This is a genomic window from Providencia sp. PROV272, from assembly GCF_049901975.1.
GTDB lineage: Bacteria > Pseudomonadota > Gammaproteobacteria > Enterobacterales > Enterobacteriaceae > Providencia > Providencia stuartii.
This window is the reverse complement of record NZ_CP096291.1, coordinates 2,568,200-2,586,763: the sequence shown is the minus strand read 5'-3', so window position 1 is coordinate 2,586,763 and position 18,564 is coordinate 2,568,200. Positions and strand designations below refer to the sequence as shown.

Genomic DNA, 18,564 nt, shown 5'->3' with positions numbered 1-18,564 from the left:
TTAGGGAGCGTATCATGCGCATATTTAGACTTCCTTTCTTAAATTGGCTAATTTTCAACGCCATCGCCTTCTATTATCTTGATACGAAAAATAGCCTGTCTTGGAGTTTCTCTGGTTGGATGGGAATATTGGCGATACTGGTTGCGTTGGAAAGCTTTGGGTGGATAGCCGCCAGTTTATATTATTTTTATCGTTACAAGACATCCCCTAATCCCATCGTTCAGGCAACAGCGTTGATCACGGAGGGGCCATTTAAATTCTCTCGTAATCCACTCTATTTGGCGTTTACATCCTTGTGTGTCAGTTTGGCACTGTTTACCCAATCACCGTATTTTCTTGTATCAGGCCTTGTATTTTGGCTGGTGACCGATCTGTATACTATCCCTCAAGAAGAAAAGTTCCTATCAGCACGTTTTCAAGAGGAGTGGCAACGTTATAGCCAACAAACACGACGCTGGCTGTAACTTAAGAATACGGTGTGTATTTTAAAATAACCGTTAAATATGCATTTTGTTCTTAACAACTAGCGCAAAATATCGTTGTTTATCATATTGTCTTGTTTATTTATCAGCGGAGCGTATCACGACTAGAGGTATCTATTTACTGGTTGATGACGTAAAACGAGGCATGCGCACGCAGAGATAAAAAAAGTGAATTCAGATCACTTTACACTGCTCTTCACTCAGTATTCAGCGGCTTGAAGGCCAATGCATTGAGTAAACAATCCATTGCTATTTTTTATTAACCATTTGCTCAATAGATGCACACACTATGAATATTGAAACTTTCATTTCGTTATCGATGTTTTCTTTTGTCACGTCCATTACCCCAGGCCCCAATAACATCATGTTACTTGCATCGGGGATGAATTTTGGACTAAAGCGAACTATGCCACACGCATTAGGGGTCTCAATAGGCTTTTTGGTGATGCTAATTGCAGTGGGAATGGGAGTGGGGGCTTTAATTAAGTCGTCAGAGATCGTTTATAATATTTTGAAGTATCTAGGGATAGCCTATTTATTATGGCTAGCTTGGAAGACGACAATCAGCCGTTCAGTTGGATCAGCAAAAAACAGTAATGAAAAACCGCTAACGTTGTTAGAAGCAGCGCTGTTTCAATGGGTAAACCCAAAAGCATGGATGATGGCGATATCGGGTATGGCCCTCTACACAGACTCAACGAACCCTTATAGCTCAATGTTGCTTGTGGCGGTTATTTTTAGCCTAATTAATTTTCCATCTGTCACGATTTGGGCTATGTTTGGTAGTGAGTTGCGCGAACGATTGAAGAACCCTAATGTTTTGAAAAAGTTTAATTTAATTATGGGGCTATTGCTTGCGGCAAGTGCGATATCAGTGATATTCCAATAATATCTTATCGCCTCAACAGTAAGGCAAAAAGGGAAATATTGGGTTATCGGATAAGTGATAGTGGATATACAGCATTATGGTGTATATGGGGAGTGTAGGCAGGCTGGTGGAAAGAAGCATACCAGCTATACATTCCGCTATATACCTCCACGCGCACAATTGAGTTAATTAAACCAATCGAAACGGGAATGAATATTGAGCAAACCTACGATTAAATAAATCGGATAGAAAGTCAGCATTAGTGAAAAAGGGGCTGACTGAATTGTGATTATCATTGCGCTGATATATAGGCTCAGTTTTTCACTCGTCATTTTGAAAAATAGGCGGCCTTTAATGGGAAGCAGCTATTAGCACCTGTGGTGACAATCCAAATATTTTTCCAGTTGAGCAAAGCCAAGGGTTGATTATTTTAGTATTTATACCTATTTATATTGTTGTGGCAATGCGGCATATCTTGTTTTAATTGTAGAAAATAGACTCAGTATTTTTATTGCGCTCATTTTCGTATTGATTGGTACTTCATATAAACTCACCATTTTCTATGTTGCACTATTCAAGTTGTGTCCATCGCTCTATTTGAGCAGGTTTGAACTATTCGGCGATAATAACCACTCATCTATCGCGAATAAATCAGTCTGTGTTATCATTGTCAATGAGTTACTTTTAATGTGCATAGTCAGTTAGTCATTTGTGTACATATCTCGCATAGTGAAGTGAGGAATTAATCGTAACGTATTGTTTTATAAACTTGGAATAATCAAGCAAGTGATCTTTCGTGTGGGTCACCACTGCTGATAAGGATTTATTAATGCCTGTTATTACTCTTCCTGATGGAAGTCAGCGTCAGTTCGACCATGCCGTTTCTGTGATGGATGTTGCGCGTGATATTGGAGCAGGTCTCGCAAAAGCGTGTATTGCGGGCCGTGTAAATGGTGAATTGGTTGATGCCTGTGAACTGATCGAGCATGATGCCAATTTGGCTATCATTACCAGCAAAGATGATGAAGGGTTAGAAATCATTCGTCACTCTTGTGCTCACTTGCTAGGTCATGCAATCAAACAATTGTGGCCAAACACCAAAATGGCAATTGGTCCAGTTATCGATAATGGTTTTTATTATGATATTGACCTAGATTATGCGCTGACGCAGGAAGACTTGGAAAAGCTTGAAAAGCGTATGCTTGAGCTTGCCAAAACAGATTATGATGTAATTAAAAAACGTGTTTCTTGGGCCGAAGCTCGCGAAACCTTTGTTGCCCGTGGCGAAGATTATAAAGTTGAAATTCTTGATCAAAATATTAGTCAAGACGACCGCCCAGGCTTATATCATCATCAAGAATATATTGATATGTGTCGCGGTCCACACGTACCTAATATGCGTTTCTGTCACCACTTTAAATTACAGAAAGTGGCGGGTGCATACTGGCGTGGTAACAGCGATAATAAAATGCTGCAACGTATTTACGGTACCGCTTGGGCAGATAAAAAGCAGCTGAATGCCTATCTATTACGCCTTGAAGAGGCGGCTAAGCGTGACCACCGTAAAATTGGTAAGCAATTAGATTTATACCATATGCAGGAAGAAGCGCCGGGTATGGCGTTCTGGCACAATGATGGCTGGACAATCTTCCGTGAATTAGAAACCTTTGTACGTACTAAACTAAAAGCCTATAACTATCAAGAAGTAAAAGGTCCATTTATGATGGATCGGGTACTTTGGGAAAGAACTGGGCACTGGGAAAACTACAAAGACGCGATGTTCACAACGTCTTCTGAGAACCGTGAGTATTGCGTGAAACCAATGAACTGCCCAGGTCACGTACAAATTTTCAACCAAGGTTTGAAATCATACCGTGATCTGCCATTAAGAATGGCTGAGTTTGGTAGCTGCCATCGTAATGAACCATCCGGCGCGTTACATGGTTTAATGCGTGTACGTGGCTTTACACAAGATGATGCTCATATCTTCTGTACTGAAGATCAAATCTTAAGTGAAGTCACCGACTGTATTAAAATGATTTATGACGTTTATGCAACATTTGGCTTTGAAAAAATTGTTGTTAAATTGTCTACACGTCCTGAAAAACGTATCGGTACTGACGATATGTGGGATACCGCAGAAGCGGATCTGGCTCAGGCGTTAAAAGATCAAGGTATTGAGTTTGAATACCAGCCAGGCGAAGGGGCATTCTATGGTCCTAAAATTGAATTTACACTGTATGACTGCCTAGACCGCGCATGGCAGTGTGGTACTGTACAGTTAGACTTCTTCTTGCCAGGCCGCCTCAATGCATCTTATGTTGGTGAAAACAACGAACGTATTGTGCCTGTGATGATCCACCGTGCGGTATTAGGTTCACTTGAGCGCTTTATCGGTATTTTGACAGAAGAATATGCAGGCTTCTTCCCAACATGGTTGGCGCCACAACAAGTGGTTGTGATGAACATCACTGATACTCAGGCGGATTATGTTCAAGAATTAGTCAGCAAGCTACAAAGTGTTGGCATTCGTGCGAAAGCGGACTTACGTAACGAGAAAATCGGCTTTAAGATCCGCGAACACACCTTGCGTCGTGTTCCTTACATGTTAGTTTGCGGCGATAAAGAAGTTGAATCAGGTAAAGTCTCTGTACGTACCCGTCGCGGTAAAGATTTAGGCAGCCTAGATGTCAATGAATTTACAAACAAACTGCTAGAAGAAATTCGCAGTCGTCAGCTTAATCAGATGGAGGAATAAGGTATTAAAGGCGGAAAAAAACTCCCAACAGCACGTCCAAATCGTATTAACGAAGAAATCCGTGCAACTGAAATTCGAGTTACCGGTTTTGACGGTGAGCAACTCGGTGTCATGAGTGTGCGTGAAGCACTTGCGAAAGCGGAAGAGGCTGGTGTTGACCTAGTTGAAATTAGCCCTAATGCTGAGCCACCTGTTTGCCGGATCATGGATTACGGCAAATATCTTTATGAGAAGAGTAAGTCTCAGAAAGAGCAAAAGAAAAAACAAAAAGTTGTTCAAGTGAAGGAAATTAAATTCCGTCCAGGAACAGATGAAGGCGACTATCAAGTTAAACTACGTAGTCTGATTCGCTTTTTGGAAGATGGTGATAAAGCCAAAGTTACCTTGCGTTTTCGCGGTCGTGAAATGGCTCACCAACAGATCGGTATGGAAGTGCTTAACCGCATTAAAGCCGATCTGGATGAACTGGCGTCTGTGGAGTCATTCCCTTCAAGAATTGAAGGTCGCCAGATGATCATGGTCTTAGCACCAAAGAAAAAGTAAGTTTATCATCATGAACAGCACCCGCATAAAAGCGGGTGCTATATCTTGTTGAACCAATCATGGAAAATATCTAACAACCTATATTGGATGCTCTGAATATAGGCTTGATAATATGAAAAGACATGGGTTTGTGCGAAAAAATTGATTATCTACTTGAGTAATCGGGCAATAAGCATTAAAATCCGCGGTCGAATCGCCTTATCATTCGGTAATTACCCGAGGTGACGTAGGCAAAGAATATGGCACTTTAGTTATCAACATATTGAATCTATTAGATTAAACGGTAACTAGGGTGTATGCTTTAGAGAATATAAGCAAATCTCTTTATCCAGTTGGAGGAATAAAGTATTAAAGGCGGAAAAAGAATCCCAACAGCACGTCCAAATCGTATTAACGATGAAATTCGTGTGAATGAAGTCCGTTTAACCGGTTTAGACGGCGAACAGCTCGGCATTATGAGCCTGCGTGATGCACTAGAAAAAGCCGAAGAAGCAGGGGTAGACCTTGTTGAAATCAGCCCAAATGCCGAACCGCCAGTTTGTCGTATCATGGATTACGGCAAATTCCTTTATGAGAAGAGCAAGTCTCAAAAAGAACAGAAGAAGAAGCAAAAAGTTGTTCAGGTGAAGGAAATTAAATTCCGCCCTGGTACAGATGAAGGTGATTATCAGGTCAAACTACGCAACCTGATTCGCTTTCTCGAAGATGGTGACAAAGCCAAAGTTACACTGCGTTTTCGTGGTCGTGAAATGGCTCACCAACAAATCGGTATGGATGTACTTAACCGTATTAAGTCCGATTTGGATGAGCTGGCGTCTGTGGAGTCATTCCCTTCAAAAATTGAAGGGCGTCAGATGATCATGGTGCTGGCACCTAAGAAGAAATAATTAGGCCATCAAGTAATTGTGTTTACAGCAATGTAGATGCTATTCGCCTAATTAATTCGTAGTTTATCACAATGCGAAGTTGGAAATTAAAGAAATGCCAAAGATTAAAACTGTACGTGGCGCAGCAAAGCGCTTTAAAAAAACTGCAGGCGGTGGCTTTAAGCGCAAGCATGCAAACCTTCGTCACATTCTGACTAAAAAGTCTACTAAGCGTAAACGCCATTTACGTCCGAAAGGAATGGTATCTAAGGGCGATCTGGGTCTGGTAGTTGCCTGCCTGCCTTACGCATAAGTAAACATTGGTTAATAAGATTAAAGACGATAGGAGATAGCTATGGCTCGCGCAAAACGTGGTGTAATCGCCCGTGCACGTCACAAAAAAATTCTGAAGCAGGCGAAAGGTTACTATGGTGCACGTTCTCGTGTTTACCGCGTAGCGTTTCAGGCGGTAATCAAAGCTGGTCAATACGCTTACCGTGACCGCCGTCAACGTAAACGTCAGTTCCGTCAACTGTGGATCGCGCGTATCAACGCAGCGGCTCGCCAAAACGGTCTGTCTTACAGCCGTTTCATCAATGGCTTGAAAAAAGCTTCAATTGAAATCGACCGTAAGATCCTGGCAGACATCGCCGTATTCGACAAAGCAGCATTCACTGCTTTAGTTGAAAAAGCGAAAGGCGCTTTAGCTTAATGTTTGCTTGAAAAGAGGAAGGAGACTTCCTCTTTTCATTTATGTGGTTTTATGTTAATACTTAAGTAATACAGTCCGTTTAGTGAATTAATTATATGCAAATCGTCGCTTTTCGTTTCTTCTTTTACTTTAGCACCTGAGTTTCGGGGGCTTGCGCGCGTAAGAAAAGAAACGAAAAGTTACGCTAAAGCCTCCGTCAGGAGGCTTTTTTGTTTTTGATTGAAGAAAAATACAGTAAAATCAGTTAAGTGCTTATCCATTCAATAAATGGCAAGTGAGAACTTAATAAATCGGTGAATAACTAGCAAAACGACCGTAAGGTCATAAAGGGGAAATAATGCCACATCTCGCTGAGTTGGTTGCACAGGCAAAAGCAGCCATTGAACAGGCCCAAGATGTTGCTACGTTAGAGTCAGTTCGTGTTGAATATTTAGGCAAAAGTGGCCACTTCACACTACAGATGAAAACGTTGCGTGATCTGCCTGCTGATGAACGTCCAGCAGCAGGGGCTGTGATTAATGAAGCCAAAGTACAGGTTCAAGATGCACTGAATATGCGTAAAGCAGCCATGCAGGCTGAAATACTGAATGCACGTTTAGCATCGGAGAGAATTGATGTCTCATTACCTGGGCGTCGTATGGAAAATGGGGGATTACACCCAGTTACCCGTACCATTCAGCGAATTGAAGAGTTTTTTGGTGAGTTAGGCTTTAGTGTTGAGACGGGGCCTGAAATCGAAGATGACTACCATAACTTTGATGCATTAAATATTCCTGCCCACCACCCAGCTCGTGCCGATCATGATACTTTCTGGTTTGATGCGAAGCGTTTGCTGCGTACCCAAACTTCCGGTGTGCAAATTCGTACCATGAATGGGCAACAACCGCCAATCCGTATTATCGCACCTGGTCGTGTTTACCGTAACGATTACGACCAAACACACACGCCAATGTTCCATCAAACAGAAGGGTTGATTGTTGATAAAGATATCAGCTTTACTAACCTAAAAGGCACATTGCATGATTTCCTAAATAATTTCTTTGAAGAAGAAGTCCAAGTCCGCTTCCGTCCATCTTATTTCCCATTCACAGAGCCTTCTGCTGAAGTGGATGTTATGGGGAAAAATGGTAAGTGGTTAGAAGTGTTAGGCTGCGGCATGGTTCATCCAAATGTACTACGCAATGTGGGTATTGATCCAGAAATCTACTCAGGCTTTGCATTTGGCATGGGAATGGAGCGCCTTACAATGTTGCGCTACGGTGTTTCTGATTTGCGCGCATTCTTCGAAAATGATCTTCGTTTCCTCAAACAGTTTAAATAAGGCGGGACTTTCTCATGAAATTCAGTGAACTTTGGTTACGTGAATGGGTGAACCCAGCCATTAGCAGTGAAGCATTATCCGAACAAATCACGATGGCCGGTTTGGAAGTTGATGGTGTTGAACCGGTGGCGGGGCAATTTACAGGTGTTGTTGTTGGTGAAGTGGTCGAATGTGGTCAGCATCCAAATGCAGATAAACTACGAGTCACAAAAGTCAATGTTGGCGGCGATCGCCTGCTTGATATCGTGTGTGGGGCACCTAACTGCCGTCAAGGTTTGAAAGTAGCTGTCGCAACGGTTGGTGCAGTTCTACCCGGCGATTTTAAAATCAAAGCAGCAAAACTCCGTGGCGAGCCGTCAGAAGGGATGCTTTGTTCATTCTCTGAGTTAGGTATTTCTGATGATCATAGCGGTATTATTGAGCTGCCATTAGACGCGCCAATTGGTACTGATTTACGTGATTATTTGAAATTTGATGACAGCATCATCGAAATTAGCATTACGCCAAACCGTGCGGACTGTTTAAGCATTCTTGGTGTAGCACGTGATGTGGCTGTAATCAATAAACAAGCACTGACAGCGCCTAAGATTGAGGCGGTGAAAGCCACTACAACCGATACCTTCCCAATCCGCGTTGAAGCACCTGAAGCATGTCCGCGTTTTCTTGGTCGAGTTATCAAAAATATTGATGTCTCTGCACCAACCCCAATGTGGATGAAAGAGAAATTGCGCCGTGGTGGCGTGCGTTCAATCGATGCTGTTGTTGATATCACAAACTATGTATTGCTTGAACTGGGTCAACCTCAGCATGCCTATGACCTCGATCGCCTAAATGGCGCTATCGTGGTGCGTATGGCAAAACAAGATGAAAAGCTGGTTCTGTTAGATGGTAGCGAAGCGACGCTGAACGCTGATACGCTAGTGATTGCTGATGAGAAAAATCCACTCGGTATTGCGGGTATTTTTGGTGGTGAGCATTCAGGTGTTAACAGCGAAACCAAAAACATCCTTCTAGAATGTGCGTTTTTTAATCCACTAGCGATTACAGGTCGTGCACGTAATTATGGTTTGCACACTGATGCTTCTCACCGTTTTGAGCGTGGTGTTGATCCTGAATTACAGTTCAAAGCCATTGAACGTGCGACACAATTGATTCTGGATATTTGTGGTGGTGAAGTTGGTGACATTATTGATGTCACAAGCTCAGCTCATTTACCGAAAGTCGCTCATATTACTCTGACTCGCAATAAACTCGATCGATTGATTGGTTATGCGATTGCGGATGATGTTGTGACAGATATTTTGACCCGTTTAGGTTGCCAAGTGAAAGCTTCTGAAGGGCGTTGGGATGTGGTTGCACCAAGCTGGCGTTTCGATATGCAGATCGAAGAAGATCTGGTTGAAGAAGTTGCACGGGTTTATGGTTATAACAACATTCCAGATGTACCGCTGCGTGCAGATTTAGTCATGACTAAGCACAAAGAAGCTAATCTGCCGCTTAAGCGTATTAAGGCGATGTTAGTTGATAAAGGCTACCAAGAAGCAATTACTTACAGCTTTGTCGACCCGAAAGTGCAAGCTTTGCTTCACCCAGAGCAGGAAGCATTAGTGTTACCAAACCCAATTTCTGCTGATATGTCGGCGATGCGTTTGTCACTTTTAACAGGTCTTTTGACTACGGTAGTCTATAATCAAAATCGTCAACAAAATAGAATTCGATTATTTGAGACAGGTTTGCGCTTTATCCCTGATAATCAAGCAGAATATCAAATCCGTCAGGAAACCATGCTGGCTGGCGTGATTGCGGGTAACCGATTCGATGAACATTGGTCATTAGATAAACAAGTTGTGGACTTCTTTGATTTAAAAGGTGATCTTGAAGCTGTTTTGGAATTGACTGGCAAACTGAATCAAATTACATTTAAACCTGAAGTACATCCGGCATTGCACCCTGGTCAAAGTGCTGGGATTTATCTGGAAAATGAACATATTGGTATTATTGGTGTTGTTCATCCAGAACTAGAACGTAAACTCGATTTAAATGGTCGAACTGTGGTATTTGAGGTTCGTTGTGATGCGATAGCACACCGTGCAATCCCTGATGCGAAGGCGATTTCACGCTATCCATCGAACCGTCGCGACATTGCGATTGTTGTGCCAGAAAACGTTGCCGCCGCAGATGTTTTGGCAGAATGTAAAAAAGTTGGCATAAATCATATAGTTGGCATAAACTTGTTTGATGTGTATTGTGGTGAAGGGATAGCAGACGGTTATAAGAGTCTCGCTATCAGTCTCGTCTTCCAAGATACAACGCGTACCATGGAAGAAGAAGAGATAACCGCGACCGTTGATCTGTGTATTGCTGCATTAAAACAGCGATTCCAAGCCTCCTTGAGGGACTAAAACTATGGCGCTTACTAAAGCTGAAATGTCAGAAAATTTGTTTGAAAAACTGGGTGTTAGCAAACGTGATGCTAAAGACCTTGTGGAATCTTTCTTTGAGGAGGTTCGCCTCTCCTTAGAAAATGGTGAGCAAGTGAAATTATCTGGATTCGGTAACTTTGATTTACGTGATAAAAATCAACGTCCCGGTCGTAACCCAAAAACTGGGGAAGATATTCCAATTACTGCACGCCGTGTTGTCACTTTCCGTCCTGGCCAAAAATTGAAGAGCCGCGTCGAAAAAGCGACACCAAAAGAGTGATAGTAGACTTGCATTGCGAGTAAAAGACCGCCGTTTAGGCGGTCTTTTGTTTTTCATGGCACAGCATTATTTCAATATATTTTATGCTATCTATCTGGATGCAGAATAGGGTTTCCACACTATCAGCTAGAAAATATTTAGAGGATATTGAGGATTGATCACACTGATGTATTTATCGATATTTTAAATAGCTACCTATGGTATCGGTAGCTATAACTTTTAAGGTGGAAAAATTTATATTCGGTCGCCTATCTTTGCAACAATGCGGTAAAATAATTAATAGGTAATTGTGCAAGTCCTATTTGTTTAAGTTGATCAAGAGGATTTCCCGCCGTTTTAGAATAATCGGTTCTATCGAGAGTCGGGGCAAAGGCGATCGATAAATTTTCTGGGGTCATCTGGTGTTTTTCTGCATGACGGCTGATTTCGGTAAGTAGGGGCACCGCTATTTGCAATATCAATGGCAGTTTTTTTAGCGGTGGCAGTGAGTCTAAAATTTTTGTATCAGAAACGGCTAAAATATTATTTTCGCTCGTTGCCAATGTTGGGTTTGTTTCAATAGCACGTTTCACTGTAGCTTTGTTTCCGATTGCATCATGATATTTAGTGAAGAGAGTCGATAATGTTTTTTGTTCACTCGATGAACTATCTAAAACGTTGCCAACTAATTTTTTATATGCTGATGTTAGATCAGATACGTCAATGTTATTTTTTTGAATAAAAAAGATATCAATAGATTTATTGCTAGCGAGATGCTCTAATATTATTTCAACTCTCTGTTTGTTGCCTGATATTCGAAATGGTCCTGTTTCATGTAAGTAATTTGGATGAGATAAGATAGCAGTACCAATCTCATTAATTTGCTGGTATTTAAGGCGATCTTCATAAGCGATACCAATATACTCATTGATAGCATCTATATTCTGTTTTTCAATGAGTTTTGCTGTTTGTTGTTGCGCTATCCGCATTTGCATTGCGTTTAATTCAGCCGGGGTTTTGTATTGAGAAGGGGGGAGCGCATTTTCTTGATCGCTATCGCTTAATTTTTTGTAATTTAATACATCAATATTTTTGTTTTTTATTTCAATAGATTCATGTTGGTGTTGCGAAGGTAACCCTAAAAATTTTTTTAAAACATTAGTCACTCGTTGGATTGATGCAGCAAAGAGGCTTGTTTTGGGTTGATTGATAGGCTTAAGGGGTGTATCGGCTATTTTAGTTGTGGAAGTGAAGTCGGGCGTTGATGTTGATAAAGTCGATTTCATATTGTCCCTTCAAATGCTCAAATAAAAATGGATGTGCAGTATAAATTTGCTGCATTGGTATCGCTTGCACAAAAAGCTATAATTGGGCAATACTGTTAATATTTAAGACATTTTCTACTTAATGAATAATCAATTGCTTACCCTTCAAAAACGTCAGAGGCACGCCGATATACGGTTACTGCGTGTATTGGTCTGTTTTTTAATCGTTGTCAGTGTCTTGGCTTTGAGTGTCGGCGAAGTAGGGTTATGGCCTAACCAATGGGCGAGCGAATCGGCACAATTATTTATTTGGCAAATTCGTTTTCCTCGATTATTGGCAGTCATTACCATTGGTGCAGCCCTTGCGGTAACAGGGGCTATCATGCAAGCCTTATTCGAAAATCCACTGGCTGAACCTGGGTTATTGGGGATCAGCAATGGTGCTGGTGTCGCCGTCGTTCTGATTGTTTTGCTCTCTCATGGGGTAACTCAGTATTGGCTAATAAGTTCAGGTGCAATTGTTGGTGCATTATTGTTAACCGCGATACTGCTGTTTTTTGCCAAACGAAAGCATTTTAATAACACGAGCTTACTGCTAGTTGGCGTGGCGCTTGGTGTGATTTGTGGTGCGATAATGACTTGGATGGTCTATATGAGTAGCAGCCTAGACCTACGTCAACTCCTCTATTGGATGATGGGAAGCTTTAGCGGTATTGATTGGCGTCAATTTGCTCTAGTCATTGCTTGTATTCCTTTTTTATTGTGGGCAATTTGCCAAGGTAATACACTCAATTACTTATCACTTGGATCATTGCAAGCTTATCAACTCGGTTTTTCTCACCATCGCTGGCGTCTTGCTCTGATTATCGTGACGGGGGTGCTAATTGGTTTGAGCGTTGCTATTGCGGGTGCTATTAGTTTCGTTGGGTTAGTCATTCCCCATATTTTACGGTTGGCAGGATTGACCGACCACCGAACATTATTGCCGGGGTGTGCTATCACAGGAGCGGGAGGGTTATTATTAGCCGATATGCTTTCACGCACACTGATTGCCAATGCTGAGGTACCTATTGGTGTGATAACCGCGACGTTAGGGGCACCTATCTTTATTTGGCTATTAGCGCGTAACAATCAATGGCGATAAAATAGAATGATGAATAGACAACCTATCATTGAGCTAATTCAGTTTTCCATTGATAGCCGGCTTATCAATATTAATGAAACTGTGTTTGCGGGAGAGCAAATTCATTTACTTGGTGCAAATGGGGCGGGGAAAAGTACTTTGTTCAGTGGAATGAGTGGTTTTTTAGCTTTTCAAGGACAATTAAATATTAATGGTCGGGCGCTCAACGAGTATCGGGTGCAAGCTTTGCGTCAGCAAAGAGCCTATTTTCCTCAGCAAGTATCAACGCAACCTATTTTAAAAGTCTTTCAATATCTGGCGCTGTTTTATTCATCAAATGAGTATCAAATAGCGTTATTTAACCAATTAACTGAAGATTTCCAATTAGCGTGCTTGTTAATGAAACCTATTACACAACTTTCGGGTGGTGAATGGCAGCGAGTCCGTATTATTGCAACTTTTTTGCAAGTTTGGGATCGTCAAGATTTAAGTGGAAAATTTATTCTATTTGATGAACCAACAAACAATTTAGATATTATTCAACAATCCAAGCTTGATAAATGGGTGAAATATTTTTGTGATTGCCAAGGAACGGTTATAATGAGTGGGCATAACTTGAGTCATTCATATCGACATGCAAGTCGTATATGGATGTTAAAAAAAGGTGAAATTATTTTTTCAGGTAAACCTGAGCAAGTGATGACTGACTTTAATTTATCTGAGATATTTGCAAGTAAAATTATTTCAAGTACAGATAGCGAAACGAAAACTTGGCAAGTAATTAGTTTTGACGAGTAGCAGAAAAATTGTTTTAATCGTCGGTTTCATTATGCTTTACGATATAAGAAATGTTTTCAGGTGTTGATGTTCGGTTAAAGTAACTTTAACTAGAATACTCTCTTCTTAATAAAAAATTAGGCTACAGATTATATGAGCAATTTCCTTCCGTTTTCAAAACCGGCAATCGGTGACGAAGAGGTTAAGGCAGTAGAGAAAGTTCTACGTTCAGGCTGGATTACGACAGGGCCTCAGAACCATCAGTTGGAACAAGATTTTTGTGAACGTTATGGTTGTAAGCATGCAATAGCGCTAAGTTCAGCCACTGCGGGTATGCATGTTGTTTTAATGGCATTGGGTATCGGCCCAGGCGATGAGGTGATCACCCCGTCGCAGACATGGGTATCCACCATTAATATGATTGAGTTATTAGGCGCGACACCCGTTATGATTGATGTCGACCGTGATACATTAATGGTACAACCCGATGCGGTAGAAAAAGCGCTTACTGCGAAAACGAAAGCGATAATTCCTGTACATTACGCAGGTGCTCCTTGTGATCTTGACGCTTTGCGTGCTATCGCGCAAAAAGCGGGAGTGGCGTTGATTGAAGATGCGGCTCATGCGGTGGGAACGCGCTATAAAGAAGAATGGATTGGTCAGCAGGGAACCGCTATTTTCTCTTTTCATGCAATTAAAAATGTGACGTGTGCGGAAGGTGGATTAGTCGTCACTGATAATGATGAATTAGCACAGCGCGTTCGTACCTTAAAATTCCATGGTCTCGGGGTTGACGCCTTTGATAGACAAATGCAAGGTCGAAAACCACAAGCAGAAGTGGTTGAACCTGGTTTAAAATATAATTTATCTGATATTCATGCAGCGATTGCTGTTGTTCAGTTGTCTCGTGTTGAAGAAATGAATCAACGTCGTGCACAATTGGTAGCGCGTTATCGTGCCGCACTGAAAGACTCCCCATTACAAATGCTTTCAGTTCCTGAATATTCACATTTGCATGCTAACCACTTATTTATGGTGCGTGTCGATAAAAGTGTATGCGGTATTGATCGTGATAGCTTTATGGAAAAACTAAAAGCGTATGATATCGGTACAGGTTTACATTTCCGTGCCGCACATACACAGAAATATTACCGTGAGAAATACCCAGAGCTCTCACTCGTAGAGTCAGAATGGAACACCGCGACCCTTTGTTCCCTGCCTCTCTTCCCTGATATGTCTGATGCAGATGTTGATCGGGTTGTTAAAGCGATAAATGAAATCCTTTTGGAGTCAAAATAGTGTCATTTGTAGATGAATTTGAAGAGATAAAAAAAGTCTCTGTTGTAATCCCTGTTTATAATGAAGAGCAAAGCCTACCTCAGTTACTTGAGCGTACAATTAAAGCGTGTAAACAACTTACGCAAGAGTATGAGTTGATTTTAGTGGATGATGGGAGTAGTGACCGTTCCGCTAAAATGTTGACTGAGGCAGCAGAAAATCCTGATAACCATGTTATCGCGATTATTTTGAATCGTAATTATGGGCAGCATTCTGCAATTATGGCTGGTTTCAATCAAGCGGATGGTGATTTGGTGATTACACTGGATGCTGATTTACAAAACCCTCCAGAAGAGATCCCTCGCTTAGTGCAAACGGCGGCACAAGGCTATGATGTTGTTGGCACGCGTCGTGCTAACCGTCAAGATTCTTGGTTCCGTAAAACGGCATCTAAAATGATTAATGCGATGATCACAAAAGCGACCGGTCGCTCTATGGGCGATTATGGTTGTATGTTGCGTGCTTATCGCCGTCATATTATTGATGCGATGTTACAATGCCATGAAAGAAGTACATTTATTCCAATTTTAGCCAACACGTTTGCACGTAGAACCATTGAAATTGATGTAGCGCATGCTGAACGTGAGTTTGGCGATTCTAAATACAGCTTTATGAAGCTGATTAATTTAATGTATGACCTGTTGACGTGTTTAACAACAGCACCTTTGCGTTTGTTAAGTGTTGTTGGGAGTATTATTGCAGCAGGCGGTTTCTTGCTCGCAGTGTTGTTAATCGTATTACGTTTGCTCTTTGGTGCAACATGGGCCGCTGACGGCGTATTCACACTGTTTGCAATACTCTTTATGTTTATCGGTGCACAATTTGTTGCTATGGGCTTGCTTGGTGAATATATCGGCAGGATTTATAATGATGTGCGCGCGAGACCCCGTTATTTTATTCAAAAAGTCGTCGGTGCTAAGGCTAAGACTGACAAAAACCAGGAAGAAAACTAATGAAAGCTATTGTTTTTGCCTATCATGATATTGGCTGTGTAGGGCTGAAAGCGCTAAAAAAAGCAGGTTTCGATATTCAAGCAGTATTTACTCATACTGATGATCCTAACGAAAACCACTTTTTCTCTTCAGTAGCGCGTGTCAGCGCGGACATGGAACTTCCTGTTTACGCGCCAGAAAACGTAAACCATCCGCTATGGATTGAACGTATTCGCGAATTAAAACCTGATGTAATTTTCTCATTCTATTACCGCGATATGCTCAGTGAAGAATTGCTGGCATTGGCCCCTAAAGGTGCATTTAACCTGCATGGCTCTTTACTGCCTAAATACCGCGGTCGTGCGCCAATTAACTGGGCATTGCTGAACGGCGAGAAAGAAACAGGCGTGACGTTGCACAAAATGGTCACTAAAGCCGACGCTGGTGACATTGTTGCACAAGAAAAAGTCACAATCACCGATACTGATACTGCATTAACGTTACACGCAAAAGTTCGTGAAGCGGCTGAAGTACTGTTAGATAAAACACTGCCATTGATTGAAGCGGGTAGCTATAAAACAGTGGCGCAAGATGAGAGCCAAGCAAGCTATTTCGGTCGTCGTACCGCTCAAGATGGCTTGATCGACTGGAACCGTTCTGCAAAAGAAATTGATTGCTTAATTCGTGCTGTTACTGAGCCATACCCAGGCGCATTTACCTATTTAGGTGAGCGTAAAATGGTAATTTGGCGTGCACGTGTGCTCGATGATAATCAAGGTAAACGCGCGGGTACAGTATTATCAAGTGACCCTCTGCGTATTGCTTGTGGCGAAGGGGCTATTGAAGTTGTTAGTGGTCAGGGTGACTCCGGTTTATATATGCAAGGCAACCGTCTAGCAAATGAAATGGGTATCGTGACTGATGTTCGTGTAGGGCCAAAACCGACTGCACAAATTAAACGTCGTAAGCGTGTTCTGATCTTAGGTGTTAACGGTTTTATCGGTAACCATTTAACAGAGCGTTTATTGCAAGATGATAATTATGATATCTATGGTATGGATATCAGCTCATCGGCGATTGACCGCTTTATTGGTAACCCACGTTTCCACTTTATCGAAGGTGACGTCAGTATTCATACCGAATGGATCGAATACCACATTAAGAAATGTGACGTTATTCTGCCATTGGTGGCGATTGCAACACCAATCGAATATACCCGTAACCCACTGCGTGTCTTTGAATTAGACTTTGAAGAAAACCTGAAAATCGTGCGTTACTGCGTGAAATATAACAAACGTATTATCTTCCCATCGACTTCTGAAGTTTATGGTATGTGTGATGATAAAGAGTTTGATGAAGATGAGTCACGTTTGATTGTTGGTCCTATCAATAAACAGCGCTGGATCTACTCTGTGTCTAAACAGCTGTTAGACCGAGTAATTTGGGCATATGGCGCGAAAGAAGGCTTGAAATTTACGTTATTCCGTCCGTTTAACTGGATGGGGCCACGTTTGGATAGCTTGAACTCAGCACGTATTGGTAGCTCTCGTGCGATCACTCAGTTAATCTTGAATTTAGTTGAAGGTTCGCCAATTAAATTGGTTGATGGTGGTGAGCAAAAACGCTGTTTCACTGATATTAAAGATGGTATCGAAGCACTGTTCCGTATTATTGAAAACAAAGACGGCAAATGCGACGGTCAGATCATCAATATCGGTAACCCAACAAACGAAGCAAGCATTCGCCAATTAGCTGAAATGTTACTTGAAAGTTTCGAAAAACACCCTCTACGCGGCCATTTCCCTCCGTTTGCAGGTTTCCGTGAAATCGAAAGTAGCAGCTACTATGGTAAAGGTTATCAAGATGTTGAACACCGTAAACCAAGCGTGGAAAATGCACGTCGTCTGCTTGATTGGGTTCCAACAATCGATATGAAAGATACTATTGAAGAGACACTGGATTTCTTCTTGCAAGGTGCGGTAGAAGAATTAGGTAAGAACTAATGAAAAAAGTTGGCTTGAGAATTGATGTGGATACCTATCGAGGCACATTAGAAGGTGTACCACAACTACTCAACGTGCTGAAACAGCATGACATTCAGGCCAGCTTTTTCTTCAGTGTAGGACCCGATAACATGGGGCGCCATTTATGGCGCCTTTTGCGTCCTAAATTCCTGTGGAAAATGCTGAGGTCAAATGCCGCCTCCCTATATGGGCTAGATATTTTATTGGCGGGTACAGCGTGGCCAGGTAAAAAAATAGCCAAAGATTTAGGCTATTTGATGAAACAAACGCTAGATGCAGGTCATGAAGTAGGGTTGCATGCTTGGGATCACCAAGGTTGGCAAGCCAAAGTGGCTAAATGGAGCGAAGCCCAATTAACGGAGCAGGTTAAATTGGGGGTTGATGCTTTGCAGCAAGCCATCGGTCAGCCTGTTACGTGTTCGGCGGTTGCTGGCTGGCGAGGCGATGAACGTGTGCTTGAGGTTAAACAAAAGTTTGGTTTTAATTACAACAGCGATTGTCGCGGTAAGTATCCATTTAGACCCATTTTACGTGATGGTTCAATAGGCACGGTACAAATTCCTGTCACATTACCGACTTATGATGAAGTCGTTGGCACCGTTGTCAGTGATGAAAATTTTAATGATTTTATCCTTCAAGCGATAAAAGAGGATCAAGGTGTCCCCGTTTACACCATTCATACTGAAGTTGAAGGTATGTCTAAATCAGAACAATTTTCACAATTATTGGAACGAATTGCCCAAGAAGAAATCCAATTCTGTACATTGAGTGATTTGCTGCCAGAAGACATTAGCACTTTACCTAAAGGGAAAGTCGTGAGAGCGCCATTCCCAGGGCGTGAGGGTTGGCTTGGCTGCCAAGAAGAGGGATAGT

The 18,564-nt window shown here is 41.9% G+C and carries 18 protein-coding genes and 1 other annotated feature; of the genes, 17 read left to right on the top strand and 1 reads right to left on the bottom strand.

The features are described from left to right. Nucleotides 1-14: 14 nt before the first annotated feature. The 11 genes from M1E93_RS11855 (at nt 15) to ihfA (ending at nt 10,253) form a co-directional block, all read left to right on the top strand. Nucleotides 15-464, top strand: coding sequence for a methyltransferase family protein (locus tag M1E93_RS11855; protein ID WP_036943860.1), 450 nt, complete (start codon nt 15-17; stop codon nt 462-464). 307 nt (nt 465-771) lie between these two features. Continuing rightward, the gene (locus tag M1E93_RS11850) at nt 772-1,371 is read left to right on the top strand and encodes a LysE family translocator (protein WP_014658194.1); all 600 of its coding nucleotides are present in this window, start codon (nt 772-774) and stop codon (nt 1,369-1,371) included. Between the two features lie 808 nt (nt 1,372-2,179). Beyond that, nucleotides 2,180-4,108, top strand: coding sequence for a threonine--tRNA ligase (gene thrS, locus M1E93_RS11845; RefSeq protein ID WP_014658195.1), 1,929 nt, complete (start codon nt 2,180-2,182; stop codon nt 4,106-4,108). A gap of 3 nt (nt 4,109-4,111) precedes the next feature. After that, nucleotides 4,112-4,651, top strand: a complete 540-nt coding sequence (infC, locus tag M1E93_RS11840; protein ID WP_071599650.1) for a translation initiation factor IF-3 — start codon at nt 4,112-4,114, stop codon at nt 4,649-4,651. A gap of 347 nt (nt 4,652-4,998) precedes the next feature. Continuing rightward, on the top strand, nt 4,999-5,538 hold the full coding sequence (gene infC / locus M1E93_RS11835; protein ID WP_036943861.1) for a translation initiation factor IF-3: 540 nt from the start codon (nt 4,999-5,001) through the stop codon (nt 5,536-5,538). Between the two features lie 94 nt (nt 5,539-5,632). Further along, the gene (gene rpmI, locus M1E93_RS11830) at nt 5,633-5,830 is read left to right on the top strand and encodes a 50S ribosomal protein L35 (protein WP_004263702.1); all 198 of its coding nucleotides are present in this window, start codon (nt 5,633-5,635) and stop codon (nt 5,828-5,830) included. 42 nt (nt 5,831-5,872) lie between these two features. Beyond that, nucleotides 5,873-6,229: a 50S ribosomal protein L20 gene (rplT, locus tag M1E93_RS11825; protein WP_004263714.1), complete on the top strand. Its 357-nt coding sequence runs from the start codon at nt 5,873-5,875 to the stop codon at nt 6,227-6,229. 89 nt (nt 6,230-6,318) lie between these two features. Beyond that, nucleotides 6,319-6,443 (top strand) — a sequence feature (Phe leader region). Next, nucleotides 6,325-6,369, top strand: a complete 45-nt coding sequence (gene pheM, locus M1E93_RS11820; protein WP_120752679.1) for a pheST operon leader peptide PheM — start codon at nt 6,325-6,327, stop codon at nt 6,367-6,369. (Overlaps the previous feature by 45 nt.) Nucleotides 6,444-6,566: 123 nt before the next feature. Further along, entirely contained in the window at nt 6,567-7,550 is a 984-nt protein-coding gene (gene pheS / locus M1E93_RS11815; protein WP_004919085.1) for a phenylalanine--tRNA ligase subunit alpha, read from the top strand. Between the two features lie 14 nt (nt 7,551-7,564). Continuing rightward, nucleotides 7,565-9,952, top strand: coding sequence for a phenylalanine--tRNA ligase subunit beta (pheT, locus tag M1E93_RS11810; protein ID WP_004919087.1), 2,388 nt, complete (start codon nt 7,565-7,567; stop codon nt 9,950-9,952). Nucleotides 9,953-9,956: 4 nt separating this feature from the next. Further along, nucleotides 9,957-10,253, top strand: coding sequence for an integration host factor subunit alpha (ihfA, locus tag M1E93_RS11805; RefSeq protein WP_004919089.1), 297 nt, complete (start codon nt 9,957-9,959; stop codon nt 10,251-10,253). A 248-nt stretch (nt 10,254-10,501) separates the two neighbouring features. On the opposite strand, the gene M1E93_RS11800 is transcribed toward ihfA, so the two are convergent. Next, entirely contained in the window at nt 10,502-11,518 is a 1,017-nt protein-coding gene (locus M1E93_RS11800) for a RhoGAP domain-containing protein (RefSeq protein WP_004919091.1), read from the bottom strand. Nucleotides 11,519-11,639: 121 nt separating this feature from the next. Between M1E93_RS11800 and btuC the strand changes: the two genes are divergently transcribed. The 6 genes from btuC to arnD all read left to right on the top strand — a co-directional run bounded on the left by btuC (nt 11,640) and on the right by arnD (nt 18,563). Beyond that, complete coding sequence (btuC, locus tag M1E93_RS11795; RefSeq protein ID WP_036943866.1) at nt 11,640-12,641, top strand: vitamin B12 ABC transporter permease BtuC; 1,002 nt, start codon at nt 11,640-11,642, stop codon at nt 12,639-12,641. Nucleotides 12,642-12,647: 6 nt separating this feature from the next. Beyond that, nucleotides 12,648-13,418 (top strand): ATP-binding cassette domain-containing protein, encoded by a 771-nt coding sequence (locus M1E93_RS11790; protein ID WP_040133060.1) that lies wholly within the window; start codon nt 12,648-12,650, stop codon nt 13,416-13,418. A gap of 132 nt (nt 13,419-13,550) precedes the next feature. After that, a complete protein-coding gene (gene arnB, locus M1E93_RS11785) occupies nt 13,551-14,696 on the top strand; it encodes a UDP-4-amino-4-deoxy-L-arabinose aminotransferase (protein WP_104873418.1) in 1,146 nt (381 codons plus the stop codon). After that, nucleotides 14,696-15,688 (top strand): undecaprenyl-phosphate 4-deoxy-4-formamido-L-arabinose transferase, encoded by a 993-nt coding sequence (arnC, locus tag M1E93_RS11780; protein WP_004919099.1) that lies wholly within the window; start codon nt 14,696-14,698, stop codon nt 15,686-15,688. The genes arnB and arnC overlap by 1 nt, the downstream gene beginning before the upstream one ends. Then, nucleotides 15,688-17,670, top strand: a complete 1,983-nt coding sequence (gene arnA / locus M1E93_RS11775) for a bifunctional UDP-4-amino-4-deoxy-L-arabinose formyltransferase/UDP-glucuronic acid oxidase ArnA (RefSeq protein WP_004919101.1) — start codon at nt 15,688-15,690, stop codon at nt 17,668-17,670. Before arnC ends, arnA begins: the two co-directional genes overlap by 1 nt. Then, on the top strand, nt 17,670-18,563 hold the full coding sequence (arnD, locus tag M1E93_RS11770; protein ID WP_004919102.1) for a 4-deoxy-4-formamido-L-arabinose-phosphoundecaprenol deformylase: 894 nt from the start codon (nt 17,670-17,672) through the stop codon (nt 18,561-18,563). Before arnA ends, arnD begins: the two co-directional genes overlap by 1 nt. Nucleotide 18,564 lies beyond the last annotated feature (1 nt).